This window comes from Burkholderia sp. AU45274 (genome assembly GCF_030482505.1).
GTDB lineage: Bacteria > Pseudomonadota > Gammaproteobacteria > Burkholderiales > Burkholderiaceae > Burkholderia.
This window is the reverse complement of the sequence record NZ_JAUJQE010000008.1, coordinates 1-16,085: the sequence shown is the minus strand read 5'-3', so window position 1 is coordinate 16,085 and position 16,085 is coordinate 1. Positions and strand designations below refer to the sequence as shown.

Genomic DNA, 16,085 nt, shown 5'->3' with positions numbered 1-16,085 from the left:
GGTCTCCTGCCTTATGCCCGCTCGACAATCATCGCGATACCCTGGCCGCCGCCGATGCACATCGTTTCAAGCCCATAGCGGACCTTGCGGCGCTGCATTTCGTGCAGCAGCGTACTCATGATGCGGACACCCGTCGCGCCCACGGGGTGGCCCAGCGAGATGCCCGAGCCGTTCACGTTGAGCTTGTCTTCCAGCGTCGCCATCGAGCTGCCCCAGCCCTTCACGCAGGCCAGCGCCTGGCACGCGAACGCTTCGTTCAGCTCGATCAGGTCCATCTGGTCGAACGTCAAGCCGGTGCGTGCCAGCACCTTCTGCACGGCAGGCACCGGGCCGATGCCCATGCGGGCCGGGTCGCAGCCGGCGGCGGCCCAGCCGACCAGCCAGCCGATCGGCGTCAGGCCGAGTTCGTCGAGCTTGTCCTCGGCCACGATCAGGCAGGCGGCGGCCGCGTCGTTCTGCTGGCACGCATTGCCGGCCGTGACGACGCCGTCCTTCATGATCGTACGCAGCTTCGCGAGGCTTTCGATAGACGTTTCGCCGCGTACACCCTCGTCCTGAGAGACGATCAACGCGTCGCCCTTGCGCTGAGGCACCGATACAGGAACGATCTCGGTATTGAAATATCCGGCCTGCTGCGCGGCGGCGGCGCGCTGGTGGCTTCGCGCGGCGAAGCGGTCGGACGCGTCGCGCGTGATGTCGTATTCGCGTGCCAGCGTCTCGGCGGTTTCGATCATGCCGCTGATACGGCCGAAGCGGCTTTCCGGTTGCGAGCGTTCACGGCCACGGTCGAGCCTGTCGTGCATCGTGACCGAACCTGCCCGCTTGCCCCAGCGCATGTCGGTGGTATAGAACTCAACGTTGCTCATGCTTTCGACGCCGCCTGCCATCACGACATCGGCCGCACCGGTCTGCACCATCATGGCTGCCGTGGCGAGCGCCTGGACGCCGCCGCCACAACGCCGGTCCAGCTGCATGCCGGCCACTTCGATCGGAAAACCCGCCTGCAGTGCGACCCAACGCCCGGTGCACGGCGTTTCGCCGCTCGCATAGCTTTGCGCGAACACGACGTCGTCGATGCGTGCGGGATCGAGCCCGGTACGCTCAACGACGGCGCGCGCGACGGTCGCGCCGAGTTCCTCCACGGGAACGCTCTTCAACGCTCCGCCAAACGCGCCCACGGGGGTGCGCAGCGGGGAGACGATGGCTGCTCGTTTCATTTCGAATGCCTCTTGAATGTCATCAATCTTCAGCCACCCTTGTTCGCGTGTCACGCGCCGGCAGCCATGTTCGTTGCGATGCCGTCTCCGGATCAGCCGTAGCGACCGCCCGTGACGTGCAGCACTTCGCCGCTGATGAAACCGGCGCGCTCACTGGCGAGGAAAGCCACCGCGTCGGCGATGTCGTCCGGACGCCCGACGCGCTTGATCGGCTGCGCGGCCACGGCGCGTTCCTTGATCGTTTCGTAGGTCGGCAGCGCTTGCACCATTTCCGTTTCCATGAAACCCGGCGCTACGCAGTTTGCCGTGATCCCGTAGCGGCCTTCTTCCATCGACAGCGCCTTGGCCATGCCGATCAGGCCGGCCTTCGCAGCCGAGTAGTTGGCCTGCGTGGGATTGCCCAGATAGGCGCGCGAGCTGATGTTGATCAGCCGGCCCCAGCCCTGCTCGATGAAATGCGGCATCACGGCCCGCGCGGCCAGGAAGGCGCCCTTGAGCATGACGTTCATGACGAAATCCCAGTCGTCTTCGCTCATCTTGACCAGGTACTTGTCGCGCGGTGCACCGGCGTTGTTCACCAGGATGTGCACGCCGCCGAAATGCTCGATCGTCTGGTCGACGAGGCGCTGGACGTCGGCTTCCCGCGTGATGTCGCCTACGATGCAGTGTGCGGCCAGACCGTCGTCCTGCAGCGCCTTGGCCGTGGCTTGCGCCAGTTCGGCGTTGATGTCGGTGATGACGACGCTCGCCCCTTCCTGTGCGAGCCGGCGCGCGGTGGCGGCGCCCAGGCCGCGAGCCGAGCCCGTGACGATGGCAACTTTGCCGGTCAAACCCAGATCCATGTGTGTCTCCTGAAGAATTGCGTTTCAGCGCAGGTCAACCCGCGCGTTGGTCAAAACCACCACGTTGCGCTCCACGGCCGTGACGCGCAGTGAAACCGTGTTGCCGCGTATCCACATCTCGGTGCGCAGCGTATCGCCCGGCCACGCCGGCGCGGTGAAGCGCACGCGCATGCCTGCAAAGCGTGTGTCGTCGTAGGCCAGCACCGTACGCAGCACCGCGTGCGCTGCGACGCCCATCAAGGCCATGCCGTGCAAAATGGGGCGGGGAAACCCTGCCGCGGAGGCCACGGCCGGATCGGCGTGCAACGGATTCAGGTCGCCGCTCAATCGGTAGATCAGTGCCAGTTGCGTCGGGGTGGTCAACTCGCATACACAGTCCGGCGCGCCGTCAGGCATCGCGTGCGGTGTCGGCAGGGCGTCGGTGCTACCGCCTTCGCCGAACCCGCCATCGCCGCGCAACAGGCTCAGCTGGACGACGGTGGCGAGCAGGTTTCCCGTCTCGGCGTCCGCGATGTCGCGCGTCTGCTGGAGAAACGCGCCTTTGTTTTCCCCTTTGTCCCACAGGCCGGTGATGCGCGTCGTGCCCGTGACGCGGCCGCTGGCCGGCAGGGGCGCGTGAATCCTGATTTCCTGCTCCGCATGCAGGATCTTTTGCCAGGTGATGCCCGTGTCGGGTTCGCGCGCCCAGAAGCCCGGGTACGCGAGCACGTTCGCCATAGTCGGCAGCGCACGGAGCGACGCACCGTCCTTGCCTTCGTAGACGTAACGCAATTGCCCCGCATCGAGCGGATCGGCGCCGAGGCCCAGGCCGAGCGCGTAGAGCTGGGTGTCGCGCAGCGAGTACGCGTGCTCGATGGACGGGAACGGGCGGGACAGCAAGTGATTCGGCTGGAGCGGCATGGTGGACGTAACGGCAGTTGACTCGAGCTCCTACGATGGAACCGGCTCGAACGGCGGTCAACGGATCGCCGAACGTTGTTCCGTACCTTGGCAGGAGCTGCCATCCCTGTCGTGGCCGATCGCCAATGCCAGCCTCGTCGTGGCACTTTCATTCTGCGGAACGTTTTCGGCGGATCGGTTGTATCGCGTTGGCGGCCGGCGCAGCATCGGAGCATGTTCATCCCTTCATCTGGCGTACCGACATGATTCGCGATCAAGAAACGCTCAACGGCCTGCTCGAATCCATCGCCCGCTTCGTCCGCGAGCGGCTCATGCCCAATGAGGAACTCGTTGCCGAAACCGACGAGATTCCCGACGACATCGTCGCCGACATGAAGGCGATGGGCCTGTTCGGCCTCACCATTCCGGAACGCTTCGGCGGTCTGGAGCTGACCATGGAAGAGGAGGTGCTGGCGGTGTTCGAACTGTGCCGCGCGTCACCGGTATTTCGATCGTTGCTGGGCACCACCGTGGGCATCGGCTCGCAGGGCATCCTGTTCGACGGCACGCCCGAGCAGCAGGAGAAGTATCTGCCGCGCCTCGCGACTGGCGAGCTGATCGCGTCGTTCGCACTGACCGAACCGGAAGCGGGCTCCGACGCGGCGTCACTTCGCACCACGGCGATCCGGGATGGAGACGACTACGTGGTCAACGGCACCAAGCGCTTCATCACGAACGCGCCTCACGCGGGCATCTTCACGCTGATGGCCCGCACCAATCCGGACGACAAAGGCTCGGGCGGCATTTCGGCGTTCATCGTCGATGCGAAAACGCCTGGCATCAGCTTCGGCAAGCGCGACAAGAAAATGGGGCAGAAAGGTGCCCATACGTGCGACGTGATTTTCGACGGCGTGCGCGTGCCGGCGGCGAACCTGATCGGCGGGAAGGAAGGGCAGGGTTTCAAGACGGCGATGAAGGTGCTGGACAAGGGCCGGATCCACATCGCCGCGGTATGCGTGGCCGTGGCCGAGCGAATGCTGTCGATGGCGTTGTCCTATGCGATGGAGCGCAAGCAGTTCGGCAAGCCGATCGCCGATTTCCAGCTCGTGCAAGCGATGCTGGCTGACAGCAAGGCCGAGATCTACGCGGCTCGCTGCATGGTGGTGGATGCCGCGCGCCGGCGCGACGACAAGCTGCCGGTCAGCACCGAGGCCTCATGCGCGAAGCTGTTCGCCTCCGAGATGTGCGGCCGTGTGGCCGATCGCGCCGTGCAGATTTTCGGCGGCGCCGGCTACATGGCCGAATACGCGATCGAGCGCTTCTATCGCGATGTGCGCCTGTTCCGCATTTATGAGGGCACGACCCAGATCCAGCAGGTGGTGATCGCCCGCAACATGGTCCGTGACGCTCAATGAAGCGCGACGCGGAGGGTGCAATGACGGGATTCGACGAGCAGGCCGAAGCACGGCGCGACAAGACGACGGAGGCCGAACGATCGTTCGCACGCCTGAGCCCGAACGGGGTGCGGTGCGATGCCGTGAACTGGGCGTGGGCCGGCGGCAGCGCTCACTATGACTGGATGGATCACACATCGTTGTTCATGCACCGCGACTAACGCTGGTTTCGGGCATCTGCACGCCGCACCGATGCCGTCAGCAGGTCGGCTGAGTGCTGTTCGTCGTCGCGATGCCGATAGCGACTCCCGGCAGAACTCGTGAGAATGCAGATGCCCGGAAGCAGGTCCGATGCATCGCGAACGACGCCGCAGATCTCGCGCATCCCCGGGAAATCGGTTCGGCGGCGGATGGATCGCGTCGACAGGATCTCTTTAACCCTTAACGATTCATAGCTGCCGTGACTTCTACCCCCATCCAGTCCATCCTGATCGCGAACCGCTCGGAAATCTCGATCCGCGTGATGCGTGCCGCCGCTGAGCTGAACATTCGCACGGTGGCGGTCTATTCGAAGGAAGACCGGCTTGCGCTGCATCGCTTCAAGGCGGACGAGAGCTACCTGATCGGCGAGGGCAAGAAGCCGCTCGCCGCGTATCTGGACATCGACGATATCCTGCGTGTCGCACGGCAGGCCAACGTCGACGCGATCCATCCCGGCTACGGCTTCCTGTCCGAGAACCCGGATTTCGCGCAGGCCGTGATCGATGCAGGCATCCGCTGGATCGGCCCGTCGCCGGACGTGATGCGCACGCTCGGCAACAAAGTAGCCGCGCGCAACGCGGCGATCGCCGCTGGCGTGCCGGTGATGCCCGCGACCGCGCCGTTGCCGGACGATCTCGCTGCGTGCCGCGCGCTCGCCGCGGAAGTCGGCTATCCGCTGATGCTGAAGGCGAGCTGGGGCGGCGGCGGGCGGGGCATGCGCGTGCTCGAGAACGAACGCGACCTGGAGACGCTGCTGTCCGTCGCGCGCCGCGAGGCGCTGGCCGCGTTCGGCAACGACGAGGTGTACGTCGAGAAACTCGTGCGCAATGCGCGGCACGTCGAGGTGCAGGTGCTCGGTGACCTGCACGGCACGGTTGTGCATCTGTACGAGCGCGACTGCACGGTGCAGCGACGCAACCAGAAGGTCGTCGAACGCGCGCCGGCGCCGTATCTCGATCACGACGGCCGGCAAGCACTGTGCGAATCGGCGCTGCGCCTGATGCGTGCCGTGGGCTACACGCACGCGGGCACCGTCGAATTCCTGATGGACGCCGACACCGGCCAGTTCTACTTCATCGAGGTGAACCCGCGCATCCAGGTCGAGCACACGGTGACCGAGATGATCACCGGGATCGACATCGTGAAGGCACAGATCCGCATCACGGAAGGTGGGCAGATCGGGCTGACGGAGGATGCGACGGACGGCGACGGCTCGCTCATCGCGCGCGCAGCCGGCGTGCCGGAGCAGCACGCGATTCCGCTGAACGGCAACGCGCTGCAATGCCGGATCACGACCGAGGATCCGGAGAACGACTTCCTGCCCGACTACGGGCGGCTCACGGCCTATCGAAGCGCGGCGGGCTTCGGCGTGCGGCTCGATGCCGGCACCGCCTATGGCGGCGCGGTGATCACGCCGTACTACGACTCACTGCTCGTGAAGGTGACGACCTGGGCGCCGACGGCGGCCGAATCGATTCACCGGATGGATCGCGCGCTGCGCGAGTTCCGGATTCGTGGCGTCACGTCGAACCTGCAGTTCCTCGAGAACGTGATCAACCATCCGGCCTTCATCGCGGGTGACGTGACGACGCGCTTCATCGACAAGACGCCGGAACTGCTCGAATTCGCGAAACGCGGCGACCGCGCGACGAAGCTGCTGCGCTATCTAGGCGAGCTGAACGTCAACGGCAACGCCGAGATGAACGGCCGCACGCTGCCGGCGCTGCCGCTGCAGAAACCGGTGCTGCCGAAGATCGATACGGCCGGGGCGATCCCGGCCGGCACGCGCGATCGCTTGCGCGAGCTTGGCCCCGAGAAGTTCGCGCGCTGGATGCTCGACCAGAAACAGGTGCTGCTGACCGACACGACGATGCGCGACGCGCACCAGTCGCTGTTCGCGACGCGCATGCGCACGGCCGACATGCTGCCGATTGCGCCGTTCTACGCGCGCGAGCTGTCGCAGCTGTTCTCGCTCGAATGCTGGGGCGGCGCGACCTTCGACGTCGCGCTGCGCTTCCTGAAGGAAGACCCGTGGGAGCGGCTCGCGCTGCTGCGCGAACGCGTGCCGAACATCCTGTTCCAGATGCTGCTGCGCGGCTCGAACGCGGTCGGCTATACGAACTACGCGGACAACGTCGTGCGCTTCTTCGTGCAACAGGCCGCGAGCGCTGGCGTCGACGTGTTCCGCGTGTTCGACTCGCTGAACTGGGTGCGCAACATGCGCGTGGCGATCGACGCGGTGGGCGAGAGCGGGATGCTCTGCGAAGGCGCGATTTGCTACACCGGCGACCTGTTCGACACGTCGCGTTCGAAATACGACCTCAAGTATTACGTCGGCATCGCGCGCGAGCTGCAGCAGGCCGGCGTACACGTGCTCGGCATCAAGGACATGGCCGGCATCTGTCGCCCGCAAGCGGTCGCGACGCTCGTGAAGGCGCTCAAGGAGGAAACCGGGCTGCCCGTGCATTTCCACACGCACGACACGAGCGGCATCGCTGCGGCGTCGGTGCTCGCGGCGGTCAGCGCGGGCTGCGACGCGGTGGACGGCGCGCTCGATGCGATGAGCGGGCTCACGTCGCAACCGAACCTGTCGAGCATCGCGGCCGCGCTGGCCGGCAGCGAGCGTGATCCGGGGCTTGACCAGGATCGCCTGCACGAAGCATCGATGTACTGGGAAGGCGTGCGCCGTTATTACGCGCCGTTCGAATCGGAGATCCGCGCGGGCACGGCCGACGTCTACCGTCACGAGATGCCCGGCGGCCAGTACACGAACCTGCGCGAGCAGGCGCGCTCGCTCGGCATCGATCATCGCTGGACCGAGGTGTCGCGTGCGTATGCAGACGTGAACCGACTGTTTGGCGACATCGTGAAGGTCACGCCGACGTCGAAGGTGGTCGGCGACATGGCGCTGATGATGGTCGCGAACGACCTGAGCGTAGACGACGTGCGCAGCCCGGACAAGGACATCGCGTTTCCGGAATCGGTCGTGTCGCTGTTCAAGGGTGAGCTGGGCTTTCCACCCGACGGCTTCCCGGCCGAGCTGTCGCGCAAGGTGCTCAAGAGCGAGCCGCCGGCGCCGTATCGCCCGGGCGACCAGATTCCGCCGGTCGATCTCGACGCGGCACGCAAGCAGGCCGAGGCCGCGTGCGAGCAGCCGCTCGACGATCGGCAACTGGCGTCGTACCTGATGTATCCGAAGCAGACGGTCGACTACTATGCGCACGTTCGCTCCTACAGCGACACGTCGGTCGTGCCGACGTCGGCGTTCCTGTACGGGCTGCAGCCGCAGGAGGAGGTGGCGATCGACATCGAGCCGGGCAAGACGCTGCTCGTGTCGCTGCAGGGCCAGCACGCCGATGCGGAGGACGGCATCGTGAAGGTGCTGTTCGAGCTGAACGGCCAGTCGCGCTCCGCGCTGGTCGAGCAGAAGACGGTCGTGCACGCGGGCAAGGAGCGCCATGGGTTGCAGCGCGCCGATCCGGGCAATCCGCTGCACATCGCCGCGCCGATGCCGGGCTCGGTGGTGACGGTCGCCGTGCAGCCGGGGCAGCGCGTGACGGCCGGTACGACGCTGATCGCGCTCGAGGCGATGAAGATGGAAACACACATCGCGGCGGAGCGCGACTGCGAGATCGCGGCCGTGCACGTGAAGCCGGGCGAGCGGGTGGCGGCGAAGGATCTGCTGATCGAGATGAAGGGAGCCGTGTAATGCCGGCTCGCTTGTCGGACCACGATTCCAGATGCGCGTTGCCGTCTGTCGCGTCCCTTTGATCGGATCGATTTGATTAGGAAGTGATCGGTTGGACAAGCTTCAAGCAATGAAATTCTTCGTGCGCGTTGCCGAAGAGGGCAGCTTTACCGGCGCGGCAGAGCGTATGGACGTTACAACCGCGCTCGTGTCGCGTGCGGTTGGTGCGCTCGAGACGCATCTGAGGACGCGGTTGATCAACCGAACGACGCGGCGGATCGCACTGACGGAAGCGGGTGAACGCTATCTCGGTCGGTGCGAGCAGATTCTCGCCGGCATCGACCTGGCCGAGGCGGAGGCGGCCGACGCGCATGCGAGGCCGGCGGGGCGCCTGCGCGTACACGCGACACCGGGTTTCGGCCAGAGCTATGTATTGCCGGCCGTGTTGGCATATCGGCAATCCTATCCGAACGTGTTGGTCGAACTGACGCTGTCTCAGCATGTGCCGGACTTGATCGATGACGGCTATGACGTCTCGCTGCAGCTGAGTGCGGCTGACCTGCCGGATTCGGGGCTCGTGTCGAAGCGTCTCGGTAGGCTCAGCAGTGTGCTGTGTGCATCACAGGCCTATCTCGACACGCATGGCGTACCGCTCGATACGCAAATGCTTGCTGAACACGCTTGCCTGCAAATCGTCTCGTCCGTGTTCCCGAACAACCACTGGCAGTTGACCGGGCCGCATGGTGCCGAGCGTTTCGAACTGCCACCGGCCCAGCTCCGGGTCAATACGGCAGAGGCGCTGGCCGTTGCCTTGCGCGCTGGCGCCGGAATCGGCGCATTGCCCATGTCGACTGCAGTGCCGACCCTGCGAGGTGGCGGATTGGTACGGGTGCTGCCCGATTACACGCTGCAGTCGCTGACGGCTTACGCACTCTATCCATCACGCCAGTATCTCGATGCGAAGATCCGGACCTTCGTCGAGTCGCTGCAAGCATCGATTCCGACGGCCCTCGAAGCGGATATGGCCGCGCTCAACGTGACCTGACATTTCGAGCGTGCTCGGGAAATCGCTCGATCGCCGGCAATGCGTCGAAATGACTCGGTCTCGGCGGCCCTCGTTGTCAATCTCGAATTAACACTGATGTCGTCTCGTGTGTCTTGATGGCGATGCATCCCGCCCGCATCATCGTTGCTCCTGTATTCACGGGCTGCGCGACGAGCGATGGCCTCGCATTCAAATGACGAATGAGCATGCTTCCCTTTTCCGATCTCTTGTTTTTCGTAATGGCCTGACACTGCGCAATCGCGTTGTGATGGCACCGATGACGACCTGGTCCGCCGACCCCGATGGCGCCATTTCAGACGCCGAACTCGACTACTACCGACGCCGTGTTCAAGGTGTTGGCATGGTCGTGACCGGTTGTACGCATGTGACGGAGAACGGCATCGGCTTTACCGACGAGTTTGCCGCTTACGACGACCGTTTCATTCCCAGCCTGAGAAGACTGGCCGAAGCGGCCAAGAGCGGTGGCGCGCTTGCCGTCCTGCAAATTTTCCATGCTGGCAACAAAGCCGTTGTCGAGGCCGTCCCGAATGGCGAACTCGTGAGCGCATCCGCCGTCGCCGCACTGGCGGGACCGTTCAACCGCGGTGACGTAACGCCGCGACCGCTGGCGTCCAACGAGATCGAAGACATGGTGCGGGCTTTTGGCGACACCGTTCGCCGGGCGATCGAAGCGGGATTCGATGGCGTGGAACTGCACGGCGCGCATGGCTTCCTGCTGCAAAATTTCTTTTCTCCGCGCTACAACCGGCGCTGTGACGAATGGGGTGGGTCGCTGGAGAACCGCATGCGCTTTCCGCTGGCGGTCGTCAGCGAGGCGCGACGTGTGATTGCCGCGTACGCGAAGCGCCCGTTCCTGTTGGGTTACCGGATATCTCCGGAGGAGCGCGAGGAGGGCGGATATCGTGTGCCGGATGTTTGCGCACTGGTAGACAAGCTCATCGAGGGCGGGGTCGACTACGTGCACGCGTCGCTCAATGACGTTCGAGGTGCACGGCCGTTGGGCGCGGATACCGGCCTCACGGTGAAAGCGATCGTCGACCATGTCGGCGGCCGCGTGCCGGTGATGTCTGCCGGGATGCTTCGCACCCCGCGCGAAGCCGCGGATGCCCTCGATCTCGGGCTGTCGCTGGTAGCGGTTGGAAAAGGGCTCGTGATGAATCCGGATTGGGTGGCGATCGCCGAAACAGGTTGCGACGCACAAATTCGCCACGCAATCGATATGGGCGAGCAGTCGCAATTGTCGATTCCGGATGGCTTGTGGGCGGCGATTGAAATGGCGCCTGGCTGGATTCCCGTGCATCGGCCAGAGGCGGTTGTCGACTGATCCGGGGCGATTGCGGATTTGTTCCGTACTATGATTGGTGGCACAGCAGGTGTTCCGATGGCTCAGTTGCGAAAAGCCGTCGATTCTCCGCCTCCGGGTGATGTGTTCGTTCTGTTTCGTCTTTCAAAGTACGGAATGAGTCGGCAATCCAATTGACTTGACGCTTCCCGGGTCCTGTAATGAATGCCATCGGATGCAGTCACGTTGCGCGCGCCGTTGATGCCGCGCGCGGTCCGTGGTTGCAGAACAGATAGTTCATGGCCGTTTTCAGAGCCAGATCGAGACAAACGGAGCAATCGATGTCGCCTCACGCACGCCAGGCAGAGACACCCGCGTCCGGACAGGAGAAGGCAACCTGGGGCGAGACGTCGCTCGACGACGGCCGGAATCTGGACAGCGGATCCGCGTCCCAAGCGATGGTCGTTCCATTGGCACGGAGTCTCGCGATACTGGCTGCGTTTTCGCCGCACGAGCCGTGGCTCGGCAACCAGGAGCTCGTGGCTGAGACGGGTATTCCTGCACCGACGGTTTCGCGGATGGCGCGTTCCCTGGTCGCGCTCGGTTACCTTCACTATTCGCCGCAGCGTCGAAAGTACCGGCTTGCCGCGCCCGTGTTGTCGCTCGGCTATGCGGCGATCGCTCATTCCAACGTTCAACTGCTCGCGCGACTTGAAATGCAGGCATTCGCGAATGCGAGCGAAACCTATGTGGTACTCGGCACACGGGATCGTCTCGATGTGATCGTGCTGGAAACGTGCGCGAGCAAGCCGGCGTCAGTCGATCTGAAGCTCTATGCGGGCACTCGCCTGCGTATCGCATCATCGCCGATGGGCTGGGCCATGCTTGCGGCACTGCCGGAACTCGAACGCTTTTATTTGCTGGGCAACATCGAACGCAAGACAGGGCGTGATTGGCCCAACCTGCGTCGTCGTATCAGCGAGGGCATTTCACAGGTGCACAACGTCGGCTATTGCGTGTCGCTGGGCGAGTGGGAGCCGGATCTTACGATTCTCGCGGTGCCGCTGGTGGTCCAGGACCATACCCCGCTCGTGCTCGCATGCATTGGCCGCAGCGCCCGGCTGGGACGTGCGCGGGTCGAGCGTGAACTCGGGCCGCGTCTCGTTGCAGCAGCCCGGCATTTGCAGGAGCAGGCGATCGTCGCCGGCTGATACGAATATGGAAAAGACCGACAGCCAAACAGGTGTGACGTTGACCGTCGAGCGAGGGCTCGAGGTGCTGCATGCGTTTCGGGCGGTACGTGCGCCCTTGTCGAATGCGGAACTGGTACGGCGTACCGGTCTCCCGAAGGCGACGGTGTCCCGCCTGACGTCGACGCTGATTTCGACGGGTTATCTGCGCCGCGTGGGCGGCGGCCGGCAGTTCGAACTCAGTGCCGGCGCATTGAGCATCGGCCACGCGTACCTGGAGGCAAATCCGGTCACGCGTCTGGTTACGCCCGTGATGCAGAAACTTGCCGACAAGCTGGATCTGTCGGTAGCGCTTGCGGTCCCGCATCGGCTCGACATGGTGTATATCGCGTGGCGAGCAAGCCCCAAGATCGCGACCTTGCGGCTTGGCGTCGGCTCCTTGCTGCCGATGGAGTCGACTGCTGTCGGCCGTGCTTACCTCTACGGACTACCTGAGGATGCGCGCGATGCATTGATCGCGGAGTTGCTCGAAGCGGCAGGAGACGACGCGGATGTCGTCCAAAAGAACCTTGATGCGGCGTTTGCCGACCTGGAGCAGTCGGGCGTGTGCATGTCGGTTGGCGAATATCAGCGGAATGCATACGGCATAGCAGTGCCTATTGTGGTCGGTCGTACCCACACGCTGATGGCGCTGAACTGTGGGGCGGTCGAGCTGGAGCCGGATATGACTGCAATCCGTCGGCGAGTCGTGTCCGAATTGAAGGCCGCGGCGGAAACGCTGTCGTTTATTTTGAGTGATGTCGACTGCGAGCCCTGATGTCCGGCAGTTCCATGATCCGATGGACGTCAGGGCATCGCAGGGGCGATGGTTTTACAGTTCGCTCACGAGCTCAGGCACGAGAGAGAACAGATCGCCGACGAGGCCGTAGTCGGCCACGCTGAAGATCGGCGCTTCCGGATCCTTGTTGATCGCGACGATCACCTTCGAATCCTTCATGCCTGCCAGATGCTGAATTGCACCGGAGATACCGACCGCGATGTACAGCTGCGGTGCGACGATCTTGCCGGTCTGGCCGACCTGATAGTCGTTCGGCACGTAGCCGGCGTCGACTGCCGCGCGCGACGCACCCAGTGCCGCGCTCAACTTGTCCGCCAGCGGCTCCAGCACCTTCGTGTAGTTCTCGCCGCTGCCGAGGCCACGGCCGCCCGACACGATGATGCTTGCACTCGTCAGTTCCGGACGGTCCAGCTTCGTCACTTCACGGCTCACGAACTGCGACTTGCCGGCATCGGCTGCCGCTTCGATCTTCTCGACCGACGCGCTGCCGCCTTCCGCTGCCACCGGATCGAAACCCGTTGCACGCACCGTGATGACCTTGATCGGATCGCTCGACTGCACCGTCGCGATCGCGTTGCCCGCGTAGATCGGGCGCTCGAACGTGTCGGCCGAATCGACTGCCGTGATGTCCGAGATCTGCGCGACGTCCAGCTTCGCGGCGATGCGCGGCGCGATGTTCTTGCCGTAGGCCGTCGCCGGCGCGAGGATGTGCGAGTAGTCCTTCGCGATGTTCAACGCAGTCGCTTCGACGTTTTCCGCGAGGCCCGCTTCGAGTTGCGGCGCGTCGGCCAGCAACACCTTGCCAACACCTGCGATCTTCGCTGCCGCGTCGGCTGCGCCTTGCGCGTTGTGGCCCGCAACCAGCACGTGGATGTCGCCGCCGACGAATTTGCCAACCTCGGCCGCCGCCGCCACCGTGTTCAGCGTCGCGGCCTTGATCGACGCGTTGTCGTGTTCTGCAATCACCAGAATCGTCATTTCTTTCCGCTCCCTCTTACAGCACCTTGGCTTCGGTCTTCAGCTTCTCGACCAGCGTCTTCACGTCCGGCACCTTCACGCCGGCTGCGCGCTTCGGCGGCTCGACCACTTTCAGCGTCTTCAGACGCGGCGCGACGTCGACACCCAGGTCTTCCGGCTTCACCGTTTCCAGCGGCTTCTTCTTCGCCTTCATGATGTTCGGCAGCGTCACGTAACGCGGCTCGTTCAGGCGCAGATCCGTGGTGATGACGGCGGGCAGTTGAAGCGACAGCGTTTCCGCGCCACCGTCGACTTCGCGTGCGACGGTTGCACGGCCGTCGGCCACCGTCACCTTCGATGCGAACGTCGCTTGCGGCAGGCCTGCCAGCGCCGCCAGCATCTGGCCAGTCTGGTTCGAATCGTCGTCGATCGCCTGCTTGCCGAGGATCACCAGTTGCGGCTGCTCCTTGTCGACCAGCGCCTTCAGGATCTTCGCGACGCCCAGCGGCTCGACGCCGTCGTTCGACTCGACGAGGATCGCGCGATCCGCGCCGATCGCCAGCGCCGTACGCAGCGTTTCCTGCGCCTGCGCGACGCCTACCGATACGGCGATCACTTCGGTCGCCACGCCCGCTTCCTTCAGGCGCACCGCTTCTTCCACCGCGATTTCGTCGAACGGGTTCATCGACATCTTCACGTTCCCAATGTCGACGCCCGATTGGTCGGATTTCACGCCGACCTTCACGTTCGCGTCGACGACGCGCTTGACCGGGACCAATACCTTCACTTTGCGTCTCCTTTTCCAATCAACAATCCAGCACCCACTGCACGGAATAATCTGCCGCACTGGCGTAGCGTCAACAGTGTCGGTTCTGCCATGGTCAGGTCAACACCGGCGGTTCAATGATTCCGTACTTCGGAAACCGCGAGGAGCGCGTGGAATCGACAATACGTGCCGGATGGCGCGGCACAGACGAAAAGCTGCGTTGTGGTTATTCCGACGTACGGAACAACACCTGGTCGTGCGTTGACGCTTCCAGACGCCGCGCACACGATTGAGATCAAAGCCCAGCGCATGCCGAAATCGCGTCGGCTTCGTTCGGATGGGTGGTCGCGCTGCGACTGTCGACGAGTTCGCGGAGCTGTTCGTATTCCTTGCATCCGGCAAGTCCGGCTATACGTCCGGAACGATTGTCACGGTGGACGACGGGATCACGTCGCGCGGCTCCGTGAGTCAAACATAGAAAGGAAGAATCATGTCAGAGAGCGATCAGGAGACATCCATATACGCGTCGTATTCGAGTCTTGCGTTCGATCGACCCGCGAAGGGGGTCTTGCGCATTACGCTCAACCGTCCGGAGCGACTCAACGCGCTCGACGCGCGAGGTCATGAGGAGTTGGCGCGAGTGTGGCGAGACGTCGACGAGGATCCGAGTGTCGCTGCCGTGATCCTGTGCGGCGCAGGCAAGGCATTCTCTGCAGGTGGCGACTTCGACATGGTCGAGGAAATGATCGATTCGTTCGACGCGCGGGTGCGCGTTTGGCGCGAATCCAAGGATCTCGTCTACAACATCATCAACTGTTCGAAGCCGATTGTCTCCGCGATCCATGGCTCGGCGGTGGGTGCAGGGCTTGTGGCGGCGCTGCTCGCGGATATTTCGGTGGCCGGCCGATCGGCACGCCTGGTCGACGGTCATACGCGGCTCGGCGTCGCAGCAGGCGATCACGCAGCGATCATCTGGCCGCTGCTTTGCGGCATGGCGAAAGCCAAATATCACCTGATGCTGTGCGAACCCGTGAATGGCGAGAAGGCCGAGCAGATCGGACTGGTATCCGTCGCGGTAGACGATGCCGACGTTCAGGAAACGGCGTTGTCGATCGCTGTGCGGCTCGTGAACGGCGCACCGTCGGCGATACGCTTGACCAAATACGCGCTCAACAACTGGCTGCGCCAGGCTGGGCCGACTTTCGACGCGTCGCTGGCACTGGAAATGTTTGGGTTCGGCGGGGCTGAAGTACGCGAAGGCGTGAAGTCGTTCCGCGACAAGCGCGCGCCGGAATTCCCCCTCGAAACGCCGGTGTCTCCGACGCGGAGCGTATAAGCCGGAAGATCGGTGAAAGAAATGGGGCCCGGCGTGCGCAGCATGGGCTCGCGTTTGCCGCTGTGGCACACCCGCGACCACTGACTCCGCTTACCGGTCGACCGGGGTAGGAGCGCGGTCGCACACTGAGCGATTGAAAAAGGTCGGCTGGTCACGACGACGAAGCCGAGTTCAACACGCGATGGGAATCTGTCGCGCCTACATGATTTGAATCAGCACATGTCCCAAACCAGTCTCATCGAGCAATACGGCCCGCGCGAATCGATGGAATACGACGTCGTGATCGTCGGCGGCGGCCCCGCCGGGCTGTCGGCGGCGATCCGGCTCAAGCAGCTGGCCGCCGAGAAAGGCACCGAGATCGGCGTGTGC

The 16,085-nt window shown here is 64.0% G+C and carries 14 protein-coding genes; 9 read left to right on the top strand and 5 right to left on the bottom strand.

What is annotated here, in order from left to right; all coding sequences use genetic code 11:
• Positions 1-11: 11 nt before the first annotated feature.
• The 3 genes from QZM35_RS26045 to QZM35_RS26035 form a co-directional block, all read right to left on the bottom strand.
• Positions 12-1,217: an acetyl-CoA C-acetyltransferase gene (locus tag QZM35_RS26045; protein WP_301777201.1), complete on the bottom strand. Its 1,206-nt coding sequence runs from the start codon at positions 1,215-1,217 to the stop codon at positions 12-14.
• A 92-nt stretch (positions 1,218-1,309) separates the two neighbouring features.
• A complete protein-coding gene (locus QZM35_RS26040; protein ID WP_043185634.1) occupies positions 1,310-2,059 on the bottom strand; it encodes an SDR family NAD(P)-dependent oxidoreductase in 750 nt (249 codons plus the stop codon).
• A gap of 24 nt (positions 2,060-2,083) precedes the next feature.
• Positions 2,084-2,959, bottom strand: coding sequence for a MaoC family dehydratase (locus QZM35_RS26035; protein WP_174957548.1), 876 nt, complete (start codon positions 2,957-2,959; stop codon positions 2,084-2,086).
• Positions 2,960-3,201: 242 nt separating this feature from the next.
• Here QZM35_RS26035 and QZM35_RS26030 point away from each other — a divergent pair, with 242 nt between their 5' ends.
• The 7 genes from QZM35_RS26030 to QZM35_RS26000 all read left to right on the top strand — a co-directional run bounded on the left by QZM35_RS26030 (position 3,202) and on the right by QZM35_RS26000 (position 12,636).
• Positions 3,202-4,353, top strand: a complete 1,152-nt coding sequence (locus QZM35_RS26030) for an acyl-CoA dehydrogenase family protein (RefSeq protein WP_047853010.1) — start codon at positions 3,202-3,204, stop codon at positions 4,351-4,353.
• Between the two features lie 20 nt (positions 4,354-4,373).
• Complete coding sequence (locus QZM35_RS26025) at positions 4,374-4,553, top strand: hypothetical protein (protein WP_301777077.1); 180 nt, start codon at positions 4,374-4,376, stop codon at positions 4,551-4,553.
• 239 nt (positions 4,554-4,792) lie between these two features.
• On the top strand, positions 4,793-8,302 hold the full coding sequence (locus QZM35_RS26020) for a pyruvate carboxylase (RefSeq protein ID WP_301777076.1): 3,510 nt from the start codon (positions 4,793-4,795) through the stop codon (positions 8,300-8,302).
• Between the two features lie 91 nt (positions 8,303-8,393).
• Positions 8,394-9,326, top strand: coding sequence for a LysR family transcriptional regulator (locus QZM35_RS26015; RefSeq protein ID WP_039343245.1), 933 nt, complete (start codon positions 8,394-8,396; stop codon positions 9,324-9,326).
• A gap of 193 nt (positions 9,327-9,519) precedes the next feature.
• Positions 9,520-10,671 carry an NADH-dependent flavin oxidoreductase gene (locus QZM35_RS26010; RefSeq protein ID WP_301777075.1) on the top strand — a complete coding sequence of 384 codons (1,152 nt, stop codon included), beginning with the start codon at positions 9,520-9,522 and terminating at the stop codon, positions 10,669-10,671.
• Between the two features lie 299 nt (positions 10,672-10,970).
• Entirely contained in the window at positions 10,971-11,840 is an 870-nt protein-coding gene (locus QZM35_RS26005) for an IclR family transcriptional regulator (RefSeq protein ID WP_301777074.1), read from the top strand.
• Between the two features lie 7 nt (positions 11,841-11,847).
• A complete protein-coding gene (locus QZM35_RS26000) occupies positions 11,848-12,636 on the top strand; it encodes an IclR family transcriptional regulator (protein WP_039343247.1) in 789 nt (262 codons plus the stop codon).
• Between the two features lie 54 nt (positions 12,637-12,690).
• Here the strand turns inward: QZM35_RS26000 and QZM35_RS25995 are convergent, their stop codons facing one another.
• Positions 12,691-13,635 (bottom strand): electron transfer flavoprotein subunit alpha/FixB family protein, encoded by a 945-nt coding sequence (locus tag QZM35_RS25995; RefSeq protein WP_301777073.1) that lies wholly within the window; start codon positions 13,633-13,635, stop codon positions 12,691-12,693.
• A 16-nt stretch (positions 13,636-13,651) separates the two neighbouring features.
• Positions 13,652-14,401: an electron transfer flavoprotein subunit beta/FixA family protein gene (locus tag QZM35_RS25990; protein ID WP_301777072.1), complete on the bottom strand. Its 750-nt coding sequence runs from the start codon at positions 14,399-14,401 to the stop codon at positions 13,652-13,654.
• 469 nt (positions 14,402-14,870) lie between these two features.
• Here QZM35_RS25990 and QZM35_RS25980 point away from each other — a divergent pair, with 469 nt between their 5' ends.
• Both QZM35_RS25980 and QZM35_RS25975 read left to right on the top strand, forming a co-directional pair.
• Complete coding sequence (locus QZM35_RS25980) at positions 14,871-15,716, top strand: enoyl-CoA hydratase/isomerase family protein (protein ID WP_089434239.1); 846 nt, start codon at positions 14,871-14,873, stop codon at positions 15,714-15,716.
• Between the two features lie 219 nt (positions 15,717-15,935).
• Positions 15,936-16,085 (top strand): FAD-dependent oxidoreductase (locus QZM35_RS25975; protein ID WP_200162071.1); only part of this gene is annotated, 150 nt, incomplete at its 3' end.